This is a genomic window from Halomonas sp. M1 (genome assembly GCF_029581375.1).
Lineage (GTDB): Bacteria > Pseudomonadota > Gammaproteobacteria > Pseudomonadales > Halomonadaceae > Vreelandella.
Genome location: NZ_CP121119.1, coordinates 703,861 through 722,337, shown reverse-complemented (window position 1 = coordinate 722,337; position 18,477 = coordinate 703,861). Strand labels below are relative to the sequence as shown.

Annotated in this window: 16 protein-coding genes; 7 read left to right on the top strand and 9 right to left on the bottom strand. The window is 54.2% G+C overall.

Going from position 1 to position 18,477, the window contains the following annotated elements; translation table 11 throughout:
* Position 1: 1 nt before the first annotated feature.
* The 4 genes from P8S54_RS03265 to P8S54_RS03250 form a co-directional block, all read right to left on the bottom strand.
* Positions 2-1,192 (bottom strand): restriction endonuclease subunit S, encoded by a 1,191-nt coding sequence (locus tag P8S54_RS03265; protein WP_281443214.1) that lies wholly within the window; start codon positions 1,190-1,192, stop codon positions 2-4.
* Positions 1,189-2,229 (bottom strand): PDDEXK nuclease domain-containing protein, encoded by a 1,041-nt coding sequence (locus P8S54_RS03260; protein WP_281443213.1) that lies wholly within the window; start codon positions 2,227-2,229, stop codon positions 1,189-1,191. The genes P8S54_RS03265 and P8S54_RS03260 overlap by 4 nt, the downstream gene beginning before the upstream one ends.
* Position 2,230: 1 nt before the next feature.
* The gene (locus P8S54_RS03255) at positions 2,231-3,826 is read right to left on the bottom strand and encodes a type I restriction-modification system subunit M (protein ID WP_281443212.1); all 1,596 of its coding nucleotides are present in this window, start codon (positions 3,824-3,826) and stop codon (positions 2,231-2,233) included.
* Positions 3,827-3,907: 81 nt separating this feature from the next.
* Entirely contained in the window at positions 3,908-5,887 is a 1,980-nt protein-coding gene (locus P8S54_RS03250; protein WP_281443211.1) for a DNA topoisomerase III, read from the bottom strand.
* 227 nt (positions 5,888-6,114) lie between these two features.
* Between P8S54_RS03250 and P8S54_RS03245 the strand changes: the two genes are divergently transcribed.
* On the top strand, positions 6,115-7,362 hold the full coding sequence (locus tag P8S54_RS03245) for an AarF/ABC1/UbiB kinase family protein (protein ID WP_281443210.1): 1,248 nt from the start codon (positions 6,115-6,117) through the stop codon (positions 7,360-7,362).
* Positions 7,363-7,460: 98 nt separating this feature from the next.
* Positions 7,461-9,281, top strand: a complete 1,821-nt coding sequence (locus P8S54_RS03240; RefSeq protein ID WP_281444054.1) for an SEC-C domain-containing protein — start codon at positions 7,461-7,463, stop codon at positions 9,279-9,281.
* A gap of 7 nt (positions 9,282-9,288) precedes the next feature.
* On the opposite strand, the gene P8S54_RS03235 is transcribed toward P8S54_RS03240, so the two are convergent.
* Positions 9,289-10,656, bottom strand: coding sequence for an MFS transporter (locus tag P8S54_RS03235; protein ID WP_281443209.1), 1,368 nt, complete (start codon positions 10,654-10,656; stop codon positions 9,289-9,291).
* Between the two features lie 127 nt (positions 10,657-10,783).
* Here P8S54_RS03235 and P8S54_RS03230 point away from each other — a divergent pair, with 127 nt between their 5' ends.
* From P8S54_RS03230 to P8S54_RS03215, 4 genes are all read left to right on the top strand, one after another.
* Positions 10,784-11,302 (top strand): peptidylprolyl isomerase, encoded by a 519-nt coding sequence (locus P8S54_RS03230; protein ID WP_281443208.1) that lies wholly within the window; start codon positions 10,784-10,786, stop codon positions 11,300-11,302.
* 204 nt (positions 11,303-11,506) lie between these two features.
* A complete protein-coding gene (ccoM, locus tag P8S54_RS03225) occupies positions 11,507-11,632 on the top strand; it encodes a cytochrome c oxidase subunit CcoM (protein ID WP_257790892.1) in 126 nt (41 codons plus the stop codon).
* 195 nt (positions 11,633-11,827) lie between these two features.
* Positions 11,828-12,340, top strand: a complete 513-nt coding sequence (locus P8S54_RS03220) for a hypothetical protein (protein WP_281443207.1) — start codon at positions 11,828-11,830, stop codon at positions 12,338-12,340.
* Entirely contained in the window at positions 12,334-13,485 is a 1,152-nt protein-coding gene (locus tag P8S54_RS03215) for a GGDEF domain-containing protein (RefSeq protein WP_281443206.1), read from the top strand. Before P8S54_RS03220 ends, P8S54_RS03215 begins: the two co-directional genes overlap by 7 nt.
* Here P8S54_RS03215 and P8S54_RS03210 read toward each other — a convergent pair.
* Genes P8S54_RS03210 through P8S54_RS03195 form a run of 4 tightly spaced genes read right to left on the bottom strand, consistent with a single transcriptional unit; the run spans position 13,469 to position 17,915 of the window.
* Entirely contained in the window at positions 13,469-13,933 is a 465-nt protein-coding gene (locus P8S54_RS03210) for a group 1 truncated hemoglobin (RefSeq protein WP_281443205.1), read from the bottom strand. The two genes, P8S54_RS03215 and P8S54_RS03210, sit on opposite strands and share 17 nt — an antisense overlap.
* Before the next feature lie 41 nt (positions 13,934-13,974).
* The gene (locus P8S54_RS03205) at positions 13,975-14,832 is read right to left on the bottom strand and encodes a DUF3034 family protein (RefSeq protein ID WP_281443204.1); all 858 of its coding nucleotides are present in this window, start codon (positions 14,830-14,832) and stop codon (positions 13,975-13,977) included.
* Between the two features lie 18 nt (positions 14,833-14,850).
* Complete coding sequence (locus P8S54_RS03200; RefSeq protein ID WP_281443203.1) at positions 14,851-17,196, bottom strand: EAL domain-containing protein; 2,346 nt, start codon at positions 17,194-17,196, stop codon at positions 14,851-14,853.
* Between the two features lie 38 nt (positions 17,197-17,234).
* On the bottom strand, positions 17,235-17,915 hold the full coding sequence (locus tag P8S54_RS03195; protein WP_281443202.1) for a Cupredoxin: 681 nt from the start codon (positions 17,913-17,915) through the stop codon (positions 17,235-17,237).
* A gap of 221 nt (positions 17,916-18,136) precedes the next feature.
* Between P8S54_RS03195 and P8S54_RS03190 the strand changes: the two genes are divergently transcribed.
* Positions 18,137-18,472 carry a hypothetical protein gene (locus P8S54_RS03190; protein WP_281443201.1) on the top strand — a complete coding sequence of 112 codons (336 nt, stop codon included), beginning with the start codon at positions 18,137-18,139 and terminating at the stop codon, positions 18,470-18,472.
* Positions 18,473-18,477: the final 5 nt, after the last annotated feature.

Sequence of the window (18,477 nt, the reverse complement as noted above, 5' to 3'; positions counted from 1 at the left end):
ATCAGGCTGCCACCTCGTTATCTGGTCGGGGAAAGCTCAGCAGCAGATCGCGGTAGTATTCGTACTGCTTCTGGCGCAGCTCGATTTCACGGGGCAGGCCTTCGCTGATGGAGTTTGTGATGGCAGCGAAGTTATCCAATATAGAGACTATGCGAGATTGTTCTTCTGGCGTTGGAACTGAAATAACCATAGCCTTCAACTGGCCAGCTGTGAGCAAAGGTTGACCTGCACCTTTGACAAATCGATTCAAGTTCAAACTAACAAAATAATAATAAAGAAAATTTAAATTGTATTCATCTTTTAATTCCAGCATTAGCGTATTGTCGGAAACATCATATTCACCGCTTGCAATATTCACTCGCCCGGCGTTAGCGCCAACCCTTGCAACTAAAATTTGCTTAATTTCATAAACCTTATTATCTGTTCTTCCAATGATTCCAGTTGATCCATAAACAGGAAATTTACCAAGCTCCGATTTGTCTTTGTTCTTTCCTGATGAAATTCTGTCGCATATCTCCCCCAGCGTCTTCCACTCGACTTCCCCCTCCTCAAAACTCAACAACTGATCACGGTAGTAGTTGTATTGTTTTTTACGCAGGCTAAGCTCGGTGGTCAGCTCGGTGGTCAGCTCGGTGGTCAGCTCGGTGGTCATGGCGGTGAATGCGTCCAAAATACGCACGATTTCGGCCTGAATCTCCAGCGATTTTTCGGGGTTGTCTGGGCAGGGGATGGGGATTTGGTAGTTCAAAATTGCTGACTTGTCCCCACGCGGCATTTTTGCCCCTTTCGCGTGCTGCATGTTGTACGAGAAGAAACTTTCAGCAGATAACAGGTAGTAAAGAAATTCCGATGAAATGAATCCTTTATTCTCATTGCGTATGCGCACGGCAAGAACATCACCACTACATCCACCAGAGTTTGTGGCTCGCCATATCTTTTTTAGGTACGGTCGAATATTGCCAATGAGAATATCTCCTGGTTCATACGCCGTTAAGCGATCCGTATTCGGTAGATGATTTGCATTAACACGCCCACCTTTGTTGGCGACAAGATTGTCTACACCGATGAAAGTACTTTCATCAAGTGAGTCAGCATCTACTCTTGTCGGCGAATACACGGCCACCTCGCCCAACGCCTTCCACTCCACCTCAACCCCATCCAGCAGTTTGTCCATAAAATTCAGTTCGTTCATTGGTCTTCTCCCTGCAATTCCCGCTCGATTTGCTCAATGCTGGGTAAGTTGGTTTCCAGTTGCTCCGGCAGGGCTTGCTGTAGCTTGTATTCGGCGATGCCCATCGGCTGGCTTTTGTCGCTGAGGGCGTATTCCGCCACGACCTTGTTTTTGCTTTTGCACAACAAGAGGCCAAGGGTGGGCTGGTCGTGTTCGCTTTTGATCTGGCGATCCACGGTGGTGAGGTAAAAGCCTAGTTGCCCCAGGTGTTCGGGCTTGAAATCACCGGCCTTCAGTTCAATCACCACATAACAGCGCAGCTTCAGGTGGTAAAACAGCAGATCCAGATAAAAATCATCGCCGCCTACTTCCAGAGGCACCTGCCTGCCGACAAAGGCAAAACCAGCGCCCAGTTCCAGTAAAAACTCGGTGACATGCTGCATCAGTGCGGTTTCAATATCGCGCTCCTGGGCTTCTTGCCCCAGGTTCAGAAAATCAAAGCGATAAGGGTCTTTGAGGGATTCACGCGCTAGGTCTGACTGGGCTTTGGGCAGGCGTTGTTCAAAGTTGGTGATGGCACTGCCCTGGCGTTGATGCAGGCCACTTTCAATCTGCATCACCAGCACATTACGCGACCAGTTGTTTTCAACGGCCTTGCTGGCGTAGAACAGGCGCTTTTGAGGGTCTTTGAGCTTGCTCAGAAGGGCTAAATTATGCCCCCAGGGTAATTGTCCAACAGGTTGTTGGACAACTTCATCTTTTGTCCAGGCCTGTGCGAAAGAGCGCATATACATCAGATTCGCACGAGAAAAGCCCTTCATTTCAGGGAAGTGCTGGCGTAAGTCTTGCGCCAACTGCTCGATGACTTTCGCCCCCCAGCCCTGCTGGGCTTGGCGCTCTAAAATATCCCTGCCGATCTGCCAGTAAAGCAGCAGCAGTTCATGGTTCACCGCCAAGGCAGCGCGTTGCTGGGCCTGGTGAATGCGGGTTTTCAGCTCCGTCAACCAACTGGCATAGCCCTCTGGGCGTTCGGTCAAGCCGATGGGTTGGTTGCTCATTTCAAGCCCCCTTAACCTGCGTTCCTTCGATCTCTGCCACGATCACATCGATCTCTGAGCGCAGCTGCTCAATTCTGCTCACGGTGGTTTTCAGCTCGGCATTGAGCTGGGTGATGTCGATTTTCTCGCGGGTGTCTTCGGCTTCCACATAGCTGCTGACGGAGAGGTTGTAATCATTAGCAGCGATTTCTTCCAGGGGCACGGAGCGGGCGAAGTGGTCGATGTTTTCTTTGCTATCAAACACCGCCATGATCTGCTGGATATGGCCCGGATTTTTTTCGTCTTCATTATCAGTAAGGACGTTATTGTTGGTTTCTTTCTTAAATAAGCCGCTGGCATCAATAAACTGGGTGTTGGTGTCGGTTTTGTTTTTGGCCAGCACCAGAATCGTTACCGCAATGGTGGTGCCAAAAAACAGGTTGGGTGCCAGTGAGATCACCGTTTCCACGTAGTTGTTATCGACCAAGTATTTTCTGATCTTCTGCTCGGCACCACCCCGGTAAAAAATGCCGGGGAAGCAAACAATCGCCGCCCGGCCTTTGCTGGAAAGGTAGTTAAGTGCATGGAGTACAAAGGCGAAATCGGCCTTGGATTTGGGCGGTAGCACTCCGGCGGGCGCAAAGCGGTCATCGTTGATTAGGGTGGGGTCATCGCTGCCGATCCACTTCACTGAGTAAGGCGGGTTGGACACGATGGCATCAAACGGCTTTTCATCGCCAAAGTGCGGGTTGGTCAGGGTGTTGCCCAGCTGAATATCGAACTTGTCGTAGTTAATGTTGTGCAAGAACATGTTCATACGGGACAAGTTGTAGGTGGTGTGGTTGATCTCCTGACCGTAAAACCCTTCCTCGATGATGTGATTATCAAAGTGTTTTTTGGCTTGCAGCAGCAGCGAGCCACTGCCCGCTGCGGGGTCGTAAATCTTGTTGACGCTGGTTTGTTTGTGCATCGCCAGCTGAGCAATCAGCCGGGAAACATGCTGCGGGGTAAAAAACTCACCGCCTGATTTACCGGCATTAGCGGCATAGTTGGAGATCAAGAACTCGTAGGCATCACCGAACAGATCAATTTGACTGCCTGCGCTTTCTTCAAAAAAAGCGTGACCAAAATCCAGCCCGGCGACCCCTCTTAACACATGGGCCAAGCGTGTGTTTTTGTCCTTTACGGTGCTCCCTAGCCGGTTGCTGGTGGTGTCAAAGTCAGCGAACAGACCTTTAATGTCGGCTTCTGAAGGGTAGCCGTTGGCAGAATTCTCAATATCCGAAAAAATAGTCGCCAGGTCGGTGTTTAGGCTTTCGTTGGTATTGGCGCTTTTGACCACGTTACCGAACAGCTGGCTAGGGTAGATAAAGTAGCCCTTGGTTTTGATGGCATCATCTTTGATGGCGGGTGTGATCACGCTATCAGGCAGCTCGGCATAGTTGACGCTATCATCACCGGCTTCGATGTAGTTGACAAAATTTTCGCTGATAAAGCGATAAAACAAGGTGCCAAGCACGTAATGCTTAAAATCCCAGCCATCCACTGAGCCACGCACATCGTTGGCAATGGCCCAAATTTGGCGTTGCAGGGCGGCGCGTTGTTGGGTGCTTGTCATGACTCTTTTCTCGTTTTAAATCGTTGGTGATGGTGGCTATATCATAACGGCAGTGTGACGTCTCAATCGACTGCGGCCCTCTTAATCCGTCGTTTTCCTTGTCCGCCTTTTACCCGCCGTACTGCTGCGGCTCCCCGTGGTTTTCTTACTGCCGGTACTCTTGTTTCCAGTACTTTTACGCCGCGTATAGCTTTTCTTCGTGGCTCCGCTGCGCTTGGCGGGGCCTCCCGCTTCGCCTTGGGCCGTTTGTAGGCTTTGGCGCAGCTTGTGGGCATCGCTTTGCTGCAGCAGGGCGTGGAGGTCATCAAGCAGGGCGTGCTGAAACGCGCCGGGGTCGTCTTGTTGCTCTGAAATAGCCCGTAGGCGCTGCTCCCATAGGGCGGTGCGCTCCGGTGTGCTTACCGCGCTGGGCAGGGCGGCGATCAGCGCACAACCGAGTTTGGTGGCGCGCAGGGCTTTTTGCTTTCGCACCAGATAGCCGCGCTGTACCAGGGTTTCGATAATGCCTGCGCGGGTAGCTTCGGTGCCTAGGCCGTCGGTGTCGCGAAGGGTGCGGCGTACGTTTGGGTTGTCCACGTAGCGGCCAATGTTCATCATTGCTTTGATTAAACTGGCATCGGTGAACGGTTCTGGTGGCCGGGTCTCTTTTTCCTCCACGCCTGCGCCGAGTGCCTGGCAGGTTTCGCCTTGGGTGAGCGGTGGCAGCGGCGGGGTATCTTCGCGGGTGGTGAATAACGGCTTCCAGCCGGGGTCGAGAATACTTTGGCCGCGAGCGCGGAAGGCTTCATCCAGCAGCGTGAACTCAGCTTTCACTTCAAAGGTGCGCAGCGGGCGGTAGAACTGCGCCATGACGTTGCGCACGATCAGTCGAAACACGTGGCCTTCGGTGGCGGAAAGTTGGCTGAAATCAGCGGGCTTGCCGGTGGGGGCCAAGGCGTGGTGCGCGCCGACCTGCTTATCGTTCCAGGCTTTCGAGCGCAGAGTGAAGTCGGCCCCGTTGAGCCATCCACGTAGTGTGTCGTCATTCTGGCAAGCGCTGGTCAAGCTGCGCTGGGAAAGCGCTAGGTGCTCTTCGGGCAGGTAGCGGCAGTCGGAGCGGGGGTAGGTAATCAGCTTGTGCTGCTCGTAAAGCCGCTGGCAAATATCCAGCACCATCTGGGCGGAAAGGCCGTGGCGGCGGGCGGCATCGACTTGCAGGGCAGAAAGCGCGTAGGGCAGCGGGGGCGCTTGACGTTTTTCCTGTTGGTCGAGTGTCGTCAGCGTGCCGGTTGCGCCGGGAAGCTTCGCGGCCAGCGCATCAGCAGGGGTACGTTCAATCAAGCGGCCTTGATCATCCAGCGGTTCGTGCTCTTTGGGCGCCCACCAGGCGCGCAGCTGACCTTGAGTAAGCTGTAGATCCACCCATAGCGGGTAGAACGGGTGGGGTACAAAATCGCGTATGGCGTTGTCCCGGCGAACAATCAGCCCGAGTACCGGCGTTTGAACGCGGCCCACAGAAAGTACGCCGTCGTGCCCCGCTTGTCGGCCGGTTAGGGTCCAGGCGCGGGTGAGGTTAATCCCGTACAGCCAATCGGCCCGAGAGCGCGCCTGGGCGGCCTGAAATAGCGGCTGAAACTCGGTATTCGGCCGCAAGCTGGCCAGCGCGCGGCTAACGGCTGGTCGGTTAAGGTCGCTAATCAATAGCCGCTGCACCGGGCCACGGTACTTCAAGTGCTCGATCACCTCTTGTACCAGCAGCTGGCCTTCCCTATCTGGGTCACCAGCGTGCACGACACTGGTGGCTTGCTTAATCAGGTTGCGTATGGTTGCCAACTGGCTACGTGCTTTGGGCCGGGGCATCAGTTTCCACTGTTGGGGAACAATGGGAAGTCGATCCAGCCGCCACTGTTTATCGGCGGGGTCATACGCTTCTGGTGGCGCTTGTTCAAGCAAATGACCAAGACACCAGGTCACCGTGGTATCGCCGCACACAATTGCGCCTTCCTGGCGGTTTGCACTGCCGGGCAGCGCGTCAGCAATGGCGCGGGCAAGGCTGGGTTTTTCGGCGATAATCAAGCGCATGCAGTCAAAGGCCTTAGCGAGTGGTAGCAAGTGATAAGGTGCAAACGGCCACTATAGTAGCAGAACCCGTAAGGCGGATATCGCGCGGCCTATGTTGGGGCCTGTTATTGCGGAGTAGCGCTAAATAATTGGCTTGAAAGATAGCATTGATACTTTATTCGTATAGTTTTTGTATAAATTTTGCGAATTGAGTAAGCTGTCTGAACGTATTCAACGAGGCGGTTTCCATGCGCGAGCGCGGTAGAACACGACGTTTATTAGGGTTGGGCGCCCGCACGGGCGGGGCGCTGCTAAAAACCCGCTTAGGCGGTCAGGCTGATTGGCGGGCACTGGGTGAAGCTCTATTTGAAGGGCTTTCTGAATTAAAAGGCCCCGCGATGAAGCTGGCGCAGATTATGTCCCAGTGGGATGACCTGCTGCCGCCTGACTTAGCCAACGAGTTGGCGCGTTTGCAGCGGCAGGCAGAACCCATGCCCTGGCCGCGTATTCGCGAAGCGCTGATGTTGCAGTATGGCGATATTGATACTTATTTTAGCGACATCGAAGAGCGCCCCTTTGCCAGCGCGTCTATGGGGCAGGTGCACAAAGCGGTCACTCATGGCGGAGAAACCGTGGTACTGAAAGTGCAGTATCCTGGCTTGGCAGATGTGCTGGAAAGTGACTTAAAGCAGGTAAAGAGAATCATGAGCTTGGGCCGCTGGTTCAAAGTGCCTCAAGCGCGATTAGATGCGCTATTTGATGAGTTGGCACAGGGCCTGCGTGAAGAGCTTGATTACCATGCAGAGGCCCAAGCGCTGGCCCGCTATCGCGAGCGCTACCAGAATAACCCGCAGTTGGTGATCCCTGAGCCACTGTTCGAGCTTTCCGGCCAGCATGTGCTGGCTATGCGCTATGTGGGCGGTACACCGCTACGGGATTTAGAGAGCGCCGACGACACTACCCGCCAAAACGTTGCGATGGCACTGGCCGACTGGATTACCGAAGAGCTATTTACCTATCAAGAGCTTCACGCCGACCCCCATGCGGGCAACTTTGCCTGTGATGACCAGGGCCGTCTGGTTATTTACGATTTAGGGGCCGTGATCCCTGTGCCTGAAGCGCGCCTAAAAGCCATGATGCAGTTATTGGATGCCACGTTAACCAAAGACCCCATGGCAATGGACGACGCGCTAATGAAAATGGGGGGGCGCCAAGGGCAGGGTGCGCCGCTGGCGCTCTATAAGGAGTCGGCTGATTGCGTGTCACCGCTGTTCGCCCCCGGCGAGCAAGACTTTAGTGATGTACGGGTTCACCGCCGCCTGCGTGAGCTAACCCCTAAAGTGTGGGCCGCCATGGATCGCCTTCAACCCCCTGCCGATACGCTGCTGCTTTCCCGAGCGCTAAACGGTCACTACTGGAACTTGGTGCGCCTTAAAGCGCGGCTGGATATGTATAGCCGCACCGAACCGCTGCTTGAATGGGCGCGTAAGCCCTAAGCGATTGCCGCTGCGAGAGCGCCGCCAGCCATGCTAGACTATTGCGCTTTTCAATTGGGTTATAAAGATTAATAGTCTTGAAGACAGTGGAGACGGCAATGCTGGCGGTATGGGTCGATCAACTGCTGGGATTTGCCTCTGGGGCACTCTCGGCAATCAGGCAGCAGGAGCACTACCCCGATTTTATGACCTGGGTACGTGGCAAAGGCGCGGAGGCATTTAATGGGAATGTCGCCACCGCTCAGGCGTTAGCGCCCATTTTATGGTCACAAACGCCGTTAGAGCGGTTGGACTTTGCCAGTGAACCCTTGGCCACCCCTGGCCGTAACGAGCCCTGCTGGTGCGATTCCGGTCGCAAGTTTAAGCAGTGCTGCTATCGCGTTGAGTTCCCAACAGATATCCCCGAACAGATGATGTGGATGCTGTCACTTCGCGAGTGGAAAGGAGCAACGCTAAAAGCGGCGCTAGAGAGCCAGCAGGCGCCTCCCCAGGCGCTTCTAGAAGCAGGGCTCATTGCTGCCGAGAGTGGCCAAACCGGACGTTCAATGCAGATTCTTGAGTCGCTGTTTGATGGCAGCGACTGGTCGCGGCTGCCGGAACAGGCAGAGCCTGCCTTTGAAATCCTCTTGGATATCTATCAAGAGCGGGGCTTTACCCGCAAGCGTGCCGATCTGCTTGACGAGGTAATGGAGCGCGGGCCGCTGTTTTTACGCGGCGTGGCGCTTGAACGGCTCTGCCTCATGCATTTGGACAATGACGATCTGGATAGCGCCCGTGGTGCCTTTGTGAAAGCCCAGCAGGCGCTGCCGGACTCCCCGACGCTAGCTTACATTGAAGCGATGCTGCTGCTGCATGAAGGGCATGAGAGTGAAGCCAAAGAGCGCGCTGATTTTTGGTATCGTCGTTTGGTGCGTCAGGGCGATTTGGATGAAGAACAGCTCGACTTTCTTGCCGCATTGGCTGAAAACCCTGGCGCAACGCTGGCCGACCAGCTGCTTAGCGCTGAAGAGGACATGGCAACACCGCTGGTGTCGTTGCAGGCGCTCTTGGCCGCGCTGCCCACTGCCCCTAAGCTCTCTTTTGAACAAGATGGCGAAACCGGTAGGCTGCTCTACACCACCACCGCACGAGAAGAGACGCTGTTTGCCGCTTGGCACGAGCAGTTTCAGGTGTTGGTGGATGAAGATGTAGCGTTAGGGTTTCGGGACGACCCCTGGGGCAATGCCATCGAGTGGATGTCGGCGCTTTGTGCCCATCCAGAGTGGTTGGATGCCCCTCAGGTGGTGCAAGACGTAACCCTTGCGCTCACCAGTCGCTTTGGCAGCCTGCCGTGGATGGCGCCAAGCCTGCTAGCGCCGCTGGCGCTTCGCCTTTCTCGCTGGCTGGAGCAGGCACGTGCTGCGGGTGACGGTAGCTTGTGCTGGGATGATGCGGATAACGCCATGCTGCTACGAACAGGGCTGGCGCTAGTGGTGGGTATGGAGCGCGGCGCGCGCCAGCACTCCCGCGAGCTAGCCGAAGAGCTGCTCGCAATAGATCAAGAAGATAGCCTGGGCCTAAAAGAGCTGGTGCTTGACCAACTGCTGCGGGATGACCGTAACGAAGAAGCACTGGCGCTTACCGAGGAGCCCCATAAAGACGACGGCTCGCTCGTGTTAGGGTTACTGATGGGGCGTACCTTGGCACTTTACCGCCTTGAAAAACACGATGCCGCCGAAGCAGCGCTAACCGAGGTGGTTGGCCATAATCGCCACGCCCTGGAGCTGATTTGTGCCGAAAGCCCTCGGCCCTCCTTGCCTTACGCCGATGGCCAGGTTGACCCTGGCTCCCGGGCAGAAGCATGGCAATACCGCACGCTAATGCGTGACCAGTGGCGCACCACCCCAGGCGCTCTGGAGTGGCTGAATAATCACCGCTAGCCGCCCGTTAGCCTGCTTTTACCAGGGGAGCGGGTACCAATTGCTTGTCTCGGCTTATCCAGATGGCTAAAGCGATCGCGGGTAGGCCGAGCAGGGTAGCCACTACAAAGAACGTGGCGTATCCCTGAGCGGTGACGACTAATCCGCCAAAACCGCTGAGAAACTTGCCGGGTAACGTCATTAGCGATGAGAACAGGGCGTACTGAGTGGCGGTATACGCGCGCGAGGTAAGGCTTGAGAGAAACGCGATAAACACCGCGCTCGCCAAGCCGTTAGCCAAGTTATCCCCGACAATGGCCATGACCAGCATCGGCAGTTGCTGACCAGCAAGCGCTAGCGCTGCGAACAGTAGGTTTGTGAGGGTAGCGACCGCAGCGCCGAAGACCAGCAGCGGCCCGATGCCATAGCGTGCAACCAGCAGCCCGCCAAGAATGCCCCCAGTGATGCTCATGGCGATGCCAAATACGTTAGTCACATTAGCGATGGTCGCCAGGGAAAAGCCTAAATCGATGTACAGTGGGTTAGCCATGGACGCCATGGCCAAATCGCTAATTCTAAACATTGCAATAAACACTAAAATGCCCAGGGCTTTTACACCGTAGCGCCGGAAAAAATCGGTGAACGGGCAAACGATAGCGCCGATTGCCCAGGCACCAAAGCGGCGCAGCACTTTGGGTTTGCCGCGGCTGGCACGGATAAAGGCCCGCACTTTAGGCTCATGAATAAGTTGAATTGAGAGTGAGGCGCGCTTTGGCTCAGGGCGAATCAGCACGGTAATTACGCCAATGCCCACCAGCGCCGCCATGGTGAGGTAGGCGACATTCCAGGAAACCGCTGAGGCGACGTAGAGCGCCCCGGCACCGGCCGCCAGTAGGCCCGCGCGATAACCAATAATATAGGTAGAGGCCATGGCGGCCTGCATATCGTCATCAGCAGACTCGATCCGGTAGGCGTCGATGGCAATATCTTGCGTTGCAGAGCCAAACGCCACCAGCAAGGCAAATGCCGCTACCCAGCCCAGGTTGCCCACGGGGCTTAAGCCCGCCAAGCCAATCAGCCCGGCGGCAATCATCCCCTGGGCCAGCAGCATCCAGCCGCGCCGTTGTCCAAAGGTCCGGGTCAGCAGTGGTAGCGCTAGGCGATCCACAATCGGTGCCCAAAAGAACTTGATGGAGTAGAGCATGCCAATCCAGGCAAAAAAGCCGATGGCGGCTACTTCGACGCCGTCGCTTCGCAGCCACGCTGAAAGGGTGGAGAAAACCAGCAGAAAAGGCAGGCCAGCAGAAAAGCCCAAAAACAGCATGGTAATGACAGGCGCACGCAAATATATAGCAAGCGCAGCAAGCCAACTGCGCTGGGGCGTGGGGGTGGGCATGTTACATAAACTCCAAGAAAATCGGGACAAAGGCCTGCTGTAAAAAGGCCCGCTATAAAAACGGTCAGTGATAGACTAGGCCAAACATCCATGACAACGCCGACAGCTTACCGGAGAGGAGTTTTCCATGTCGATTACGGCACATCAGGTAGTGACCTTACACTATGTACTTAGCGACGTACTTCACGATGGTAGTACCCACGTGTTGGATGACTCCCAGGCGCGCAGTCAGCCGCTGGAGTACTTGCACGGCCATAATAATATCTTACCCGGTTTAGAACGCGCGCTAGAGGGAAAAGAGGCAGGCACAGAGCTTCGCGTGACATTAGCCCCCGCTGAGGCTTACGGGCTGCGCAATGAAGATTTGGTGCAAGAGGTGAGCCGGGCGTCTTTTGGTAGCGCTGAGCTTGCGCCTGGCAGTCGCTTTCAAACCGAAGGAGAGGCAGGCCCGCAAATTGTAACTGTGCTGAGTATTGACGGTGACCAAGTCACGGTGGATACCAACCACCCCTTAGCAGGTCATACCCTTCGCTACCAAGTAACCGTGTTAGACGTAAGAGAAGCGACCCGGGCTGAACTGGCTAAAGGACATCCGCTTCCTCCCGGAACAGAGCATAGCAAGGTAGAAGATCGCAAAGTGTTGTGAGTGTATGACGTTCAGTTTGCAACTTAAAAGCCCCCTCCACGAATACGACTGCCTCGATAATAAGCGATGAGCATCCTAAAAAATGACATGTATCAAGTTCTTTACCGGCCCGGTTTTGGCTACTTGTAAAGCTTGATCTAGGTCAGTTTCCCCTAACGCTTACCCAGTATGATGAATTCATACATCACGGCGGGAGGGGAAGCCATGTACTGGGATGATACTGTCATTTTTAGCTTAGTCACTATCGCGTTAGTGATCGCTTTTATGATCGGCTGGGCAGGCTTTGTTATTCGCGATCATCTTCGTAAAGATGAGCGAAAAAAGCCTTAGCGCAATCGGTTGTTACCATCGTCAGGGGAGGGGGCTTACTGTTATCAGTAAGCTTCCTGTTGCCGGCCCATTTGGGTCGGCTTTTTTGTTTTTCGTCTTTTCGTCTTAAGTTAATATGCGTTGAAAACAGGTGTGTTCATGCCCTGGTATAGTGCTTTTACCATAATAAGTGCTTACCACTAGGGATTCTCTGCCATGAACGCTGCTAGTTTACGTGTTGCGTATGCCCAACGTTTCAAAAAGCAGGTAAAAACGGGCTTCGCGTATCTATTGATACTGATAGTCAGTTTTCCATTAGCAAGTGTACATGCACGAGAATTAACCCTCATCAATGGCGATGACACCCGTCAGATCCCTACCGCTTCGCTAATCCAACAGGCAGATACCACTTTCACCCTTTTTGACCCATACCAGGGGCGAGACGTGGAAATGCGAGGCTTTGAATTTCGCGATTTCCTGATTGAGCAGTTTGGCGAGATACCACCTGGGCTGCACTTCACTGCTTGGGATGACTATGACGTCACGCTGAGCGGGTGGGACGACCCCAATTGGTACATGATCTTAGAAGAGGATGGCGAGCCACTGACCCTTCGCTCCCGCGGGCCGCTGCGCCTGGTAGAGCGAGACTATGGAGCGCGCGATGTCAATTCACTGCGCGAATTTAACGACTGGGTTTGGATGATTCGTAGCATCGAGGCTAGATGGTGAGTGCTAATGAGCCTTTCGACCCCCCGGCTTCTGCGGAAAAGCGAAGCAGGGAAAAGCGGCACTATATAACCTGGCTTTCATTGAGCCTGATGAGCTTTATGGCGCTGATGATGCTGATTATTTACGAATCGCGCTGGGTGTATCCAGAAATTCAGGCCTATTTCAGCCAGACGGGTAGCTTAACAGGCCAGCAGTTGGCCACTCGTTCCCGCGCCTACCTGCAGCGTGCCCAGCAAACACTGCTTAACGAGCAGACAACGAGCGTGGAAAACATTGAGGCTGTTTCGTTGGATTTGGATCTCGCGTATGGGCTAATGGACGTGAGTGTCTACCATCAAGAATACGCCTGCACGGCGCCTAGTATTTCGATTGTTGGCTCCCTTGCGCCGCGTCTATCACAGGGTGACATTTCAGCGTTTGCTGCCTCCAGGGAGCTGTTAGGGCCTATTAACTGCCTAACGCACATTGAGATGGATCAGTTAGATCGCCGCGGCATGGCGATCAATAACTTCTCAGAAAGTACCCGCCGCCATAACCAAGTGCTTACCTACACAAGCATGGTGATTTTTATAATGGGGCTTCTTTTTTGGTTGATGCATGAGCGTCAACTGCGCCGCACCGAGCTTGCTACTGAGCAAAAGCTTGCTTGGATGAAGCGTGCCATGCGTGACCCGCTCACCGGGATTGGCAACCGCAGCGCACTTCACCAAGAGGTTATGGCAAGGGCAAACGAATCCCTTGGGCTGATCTTGGTTGATATCGATTTTTTTAAGCAGTACAACGATGCGCTGGGCCATCCTGAAGGCGATCAACTATTAGGCCGCTTGGCTAACCTGCTGCAAAACCAGTTAGGCCCAGAGGCCAAACTATATCGGCTGGGAGGCGATGAGTTTGCTGCCGTTTTGCCGTGCCCCAATGATCCCGTCCTTACCCAGCACTGCGAGTCGTTGCTGTCACGTCTCGCGGCAGAGCAGTTTAAGCATCCTGCCCACCCGGATAATAAAAGCGTCACGCTGAGTGTTGGAGCAGTGCGTTTTGTGGCGGTTGAGACAACCTTCGCCTATGCCTATGAAGTTGCCGATAAAGCGCTTTATCGCGTAAAAACTGCTGGACGTGATGGCTGGCAAATTAGCGCAAGCGCATAACTTCTTTATAGAGGGGGGCTAAGCGGCCTAGCATGTCATTGCGGGCGGCGAGCGTTACCCCTTCTTCCTGCATCGCGGCATCAAGATATTCCACCACGCGGTTAAAGTGCGCGTCTGTAATGCCCATGGTTTGGTGGGCACGATCCATGGGTGGGCCGTCGTAGGTGCAGGGGCCATCGCTGATTTCGCACAGCTGAGTAGCCAGGGATGCGGCAAATAAATCAATGTTACTGTTGGCAAAGTAGACCACTACTTCGTCGTCATCGGCAATGCGGTAAAGCAAGTTGTCTACTACGGCATCAATAGTGGGCTGACCGCCCATCCGCTCATAAAGCGTGGTATGCGAGTTGTGCTGGGCGCAGCCCGTCAGCAGCAGCGTACTTGTCAATACGCCCGCAATGAATTGGCGGCGCAGCGTCAGCTTAAACATCACTCTAAATCGTCCCATGGCGGTTTCCTTTAGTAGCCTTGTTGAAGGGCATGAGCGGTTTAAAATGCCGCCTGTAACGAGATATAGCCGCCGCGCTGGGAGGGCAGGCCGGCAATATCGCCTAAATCGAGCCACGCCCCTGTCACCGATACGTGCTTGTTGAAGAAGTAGGCGCTGTAGAGACTTTGCCAATCATCTTCCTGGGCTACGCTGAGGTTGTCAGGTTTTTGGCGATACTCTGTGCCCACTACCCAGTTCGGGGTAACGAACACGCCTAGGCTGCCTTCTGCCATCCACGAGCGCCCGCCCTGGTCTCCGCCAAACCCAAGCAACCCACCTTGATTGGCGGCTGTATTACGCAGCGTGCCGTTCAGTAGCACGTTGCGGCCAAAAAAAGCGTTAAACAGCAGTTTACTGGCGCTTAGGTACGCATCAGTGCCGTTAATGTCATGAGCCCCCAGCGCGGTGGGTACGCTGCCATCAACAAGGCGTTTATTCATAACGCCTGCGCTCCAAATACCTAGCGGGTGATACAGAACGTCGCCGAATAGGCGTGCTTTTGCCCCGTAAATATCCTGTTCCAGCTCGCCGCCTAGTGTAGAGAGTTCAAGGGTTTGGCGAGCAATAGAGAATTCCAGCCGATCGTGTAGGTTAATGCTGGCACCTTTCACGGTAAGCCGGTAATCGTCGAGCCAGGCGCGGGTAGCGGAGGCAGTAATGCCGATTTCATCGTCGCTGGCGGTGCTGGCGAGAACAGCCCAAGGCGACAAACCGCCACCTGCCGCGCCTTCAATTGCACTGACTGCCCCAGTGCCTAGAATGCGGCTGCCTGCCATGCTGGGTATCGCTGCTAAGAAAGCACCCAGCGCGGCGGCAGCTACAATGGCGAGCCGCATTGATGAGCCGGTATTACGCATGTGGTTCCCTTTTTTTAATTAGTGGTCTGACATAGGGGAGGCAAGGGTGAGCGGTGTGAATGCCGTTAGCCAGTGGGTAACCTCATCGGCGGGCATCGGTTTAGCAATCCAGTAGCCTTGGAGGTAGTCGCAATGCAAAAAGCTAAGCAGCTCAGCGCTTGCGCGATTTTCAACGCCTTCTGCAACAATTTTAAGGCCTAGGTTGTGACCCATCTCAATGGTGGAGCGCACGATGGTGAGGTCTTCTTCTTGGGAATCGAGTTTAAGTACAAACGACTTGTCGACTTTTAGCTCATCCACGGGCAGGCGTTTTAACTGCGCTAGGGATGAGTAGCCGGTGCCGTAATCATCGATGGCAATGGTTAAGCCCATTTGGCTGAGCGCCATGAGCGTTTCCATAGCGGCTTCGATATCTTGCATCACGGCGCTTTCAGTGACTTCCAGCGCAAGCTGGTCGGGGGTTAGAGCGTAGCTTTCGAACAGCTCGTTGATGAGTTGGGGAAGCGCCCCATTAATCACGTCGCTGGCGGAAAGGTTTATAGCTACCGATAAGTGGTGACCGGCACATTTCCATAGATGTAGCTGCTCACAGACGTGGGCCATCATCCATTTTGAGAGCAAACCAATATTGCCTGAGCGCTCGGCAAGCTCGATAAACTCGTCCGGCGGAATAAACCCAAGCGTTGGGTGCCGCCAGCGCATTAGCGCTTCAAACTGGCAAACGCGGCCTGTTGTTGTGTCTACTTTGGGCTGATAAGCCATCCATAGTTCATCTTTATCAACGGCCTCCTGCAAATCCCGGATCAACATGAGCTGGCGCAGGTGCTGCTCTTCCTGGCCCTCTTCGTAACGCTTGTGGCTATGGTGTTGACGCTGTGCCTTATCAAGCGCGATATCGGAACGCCGCAGCAGTAATTGTGCGGTGTCACCATGGTCTGGGTAGCTTACTTCACCCGCTGATAGAGAAGGCGTGATCAGTGATTTATCTAACCTGACGGGGCCGCCAATCAGCGCCAGCATCTCTTCGCGCTGGGCGTCATCAAAACATGCTTGGCTAATCAATATCATGAGCTCATCGCTATCTAGTCGATAGGCTTTCATGATGGGGGCTGGCAACGCCTGCACACGTTTCGCGAGCGTGATGAGCAAATGATCCCCTAGCTCATAGCCAAAGGTGTCGTTGATATCGCGGAAGTCGTTAATAGAGAAGCGCAGTAGCGTAAACGCTCGGCTTTGGTGGATAAACTGCTCGATATCCTCAAACGCGCTCATGCGGTTGGGTAAGTTGGTTAATAGGTCGTGACGGGACTGATGCAGCAGGGTGGCCTCGCGTTTGGCGATGTCCTGCTGCATGGAGAGTAGCGTGGTGGCGAGCTGTTTGGTTTCAGCGACGGTTGAGCCTTCAGGAATGTATTCGATACGCTCACCCTGACCAATGCGCTTGGCTGCCTGGGCCAGCGCAATCAGTGGTTTGCTGATGCTGCGAGCACTCCACATAGCCGCCGCTAAGGTTAGAATCAGCATAAGGGCAACAATGCTCAATAGTTGCCATTGTAGACGGCTGTAAGCGCCTAGCAGCTCATCACGGGAAAGCTGAATGAATGCAAAAGATTGATACTGGTCGTCGGTGAGCAGGGGCAGTGAGTAAGATAAATAGCGATTATCGTCGCTCATCAGGCTACGGTTGGTATAGCTGCCGCTCCTCAGTTGCTCCTCGCTGTCGTCCATCAGCTGCATTGCTAGCTGTTGATGGTAGGAGCTTGCCAGATAGCGCACTTCACCAGAGGCATCGTAGGTTACGATGCTGACATCTAGCCCGGTAAGGACGTTGATTTCTTGTGTCACCTCTTCATCAATTAAAAACCCCATGCCAACCCAGCCAATTAAGTTAGGGGCACGCACCGGTAGCAGCGCAAACTCATAGGGTTGGCCCTCGTCAATCACTACGCCAACGCCGCTCCCCGTTTGCCGAGCGCGTTGAAATAGCTCGGGAAAAGGTATTGCACTCTGCTGCTCATGGTGGCTGCTGGCCAGCACGTTACCGTTTAAATCACTGAGCATCACCATGTCGGCACTGGCTCGATCACCGTGATTGGCCAATACCGAGTAGAGCGTAGCCGTGTCTTGGGTAGCGACAGCACTCTTAAAGCCGAAATCGTCGGCCAAGATAGCCACGTTATCGCGCAGCTGCTCGCCGCGGATATCAAGCAGCTGTTCCAGCACGCGAGCGCCTACTTCTAGGCGCTGATTTCCCTTCGCTAACGCATCATTTTGGGTGGCACGCAAAAAAGCCACCCCCGTGGCCAGCTGCGAAACGATCACCACTGTCAAAAGCACTAGCATTAAGCGCGTGCGAAAACGCATCGTTACCTCAGTACCTAAGATGTGAACAGCAGTGCCCGCTACTGCTGAGTATGCGTGGCATTACGAAAGCGCTGCTGCAGTGGCGACAGCGTGGGAGGTTCTGGTGTGAGGGCATTGAGCTCAAGGCTGACGGTTATTGTGTCTGCATCACTGATATCGCCTTCCCACCAAACGTTTTGGCGGTCATCCATGCGGCTGTGCCATACCCGCATGCGGTGACGGCCTTCTGGGAGTTCAGGGACGTCTAAAGTACCGTCAGCATTAGTGAGCGCAGCGTAGGGGGCATCGCTTACCACGATGAACGCCTGCATTTGGTCATGAATATTGCAGCCCAATACCACCACACCCGCTTGATCAAAGTGAATAGGCGGCGGCGTTTCATTTAAAAAAAGTTCCAGATCAAAGACTTTAGCTGGAGAAAACGAAAAGACATGGTGTCGCGTCGTGTCTTCATTTGGAAATGCGACATGGCTGCCAGTAGGGACTGTTGTGACGGTAGGGTGAAAGGCAGCATCCCGTTGGATAATGTTTTTATCGGTGGCTGGTGGGGTGGCTGTACCCTCAATATATAACTCTACAACAGCATGCTCTAAAGGGGTGCCCTCAGTATCTGTAACGCTTACTGTGGCAGCCTGAGCTTGAACGCTAAGCAACGTAGCCAGAATACTTAGCGGCCATGCAAAATGGCGTAGACCAGCACTTTTACGCAACAGGGGCATAGCGGTAGACCTAATTAACGTCAACTGAGGCGTTTCATCATGTCGTTATTGCACTGAAAAGTCATGTTATCGCATTAACGATGTACTCACAGAGGGTCAAAAAAGAGTAAAAAATAGGGAAGTCGTCTCAACCCCATGGTGTCTTCTCCAGTGCAGGGCTTAAAGTTGTTTAAGAAACAGTGTTTGATAATCTGTTGACTAGCTGAGACTGGAGAAACATCATGAGTAACGAGACGGATGATCTACTAACAAAGCGCCGTTCGCGCCGTCAGGTATTGGCACGTTTAGGGCTAGGCGCTGCTGCGCTTTATGTTGCTCCTACGCTGCTTTCCTTGAACCAAGCAGAGGCCCGCGATTACCGACGTTCTCGCCCCCGCTATTCTCGTCCTAGCTACTCACGGCCTAGCTATTCCCGCCCTAGTTATTCTCGCCCGAGCTACTCTCGGCCACGGCATAAACGTTCGCGCTACTCCCGCTATGATCGTCCCCGGCCCTCGCGCTTCGACAGTGGTGGGGTGATCGAAATTCGCCTTAGCCGCTTATTGCCACGCTGGTAGGAGGA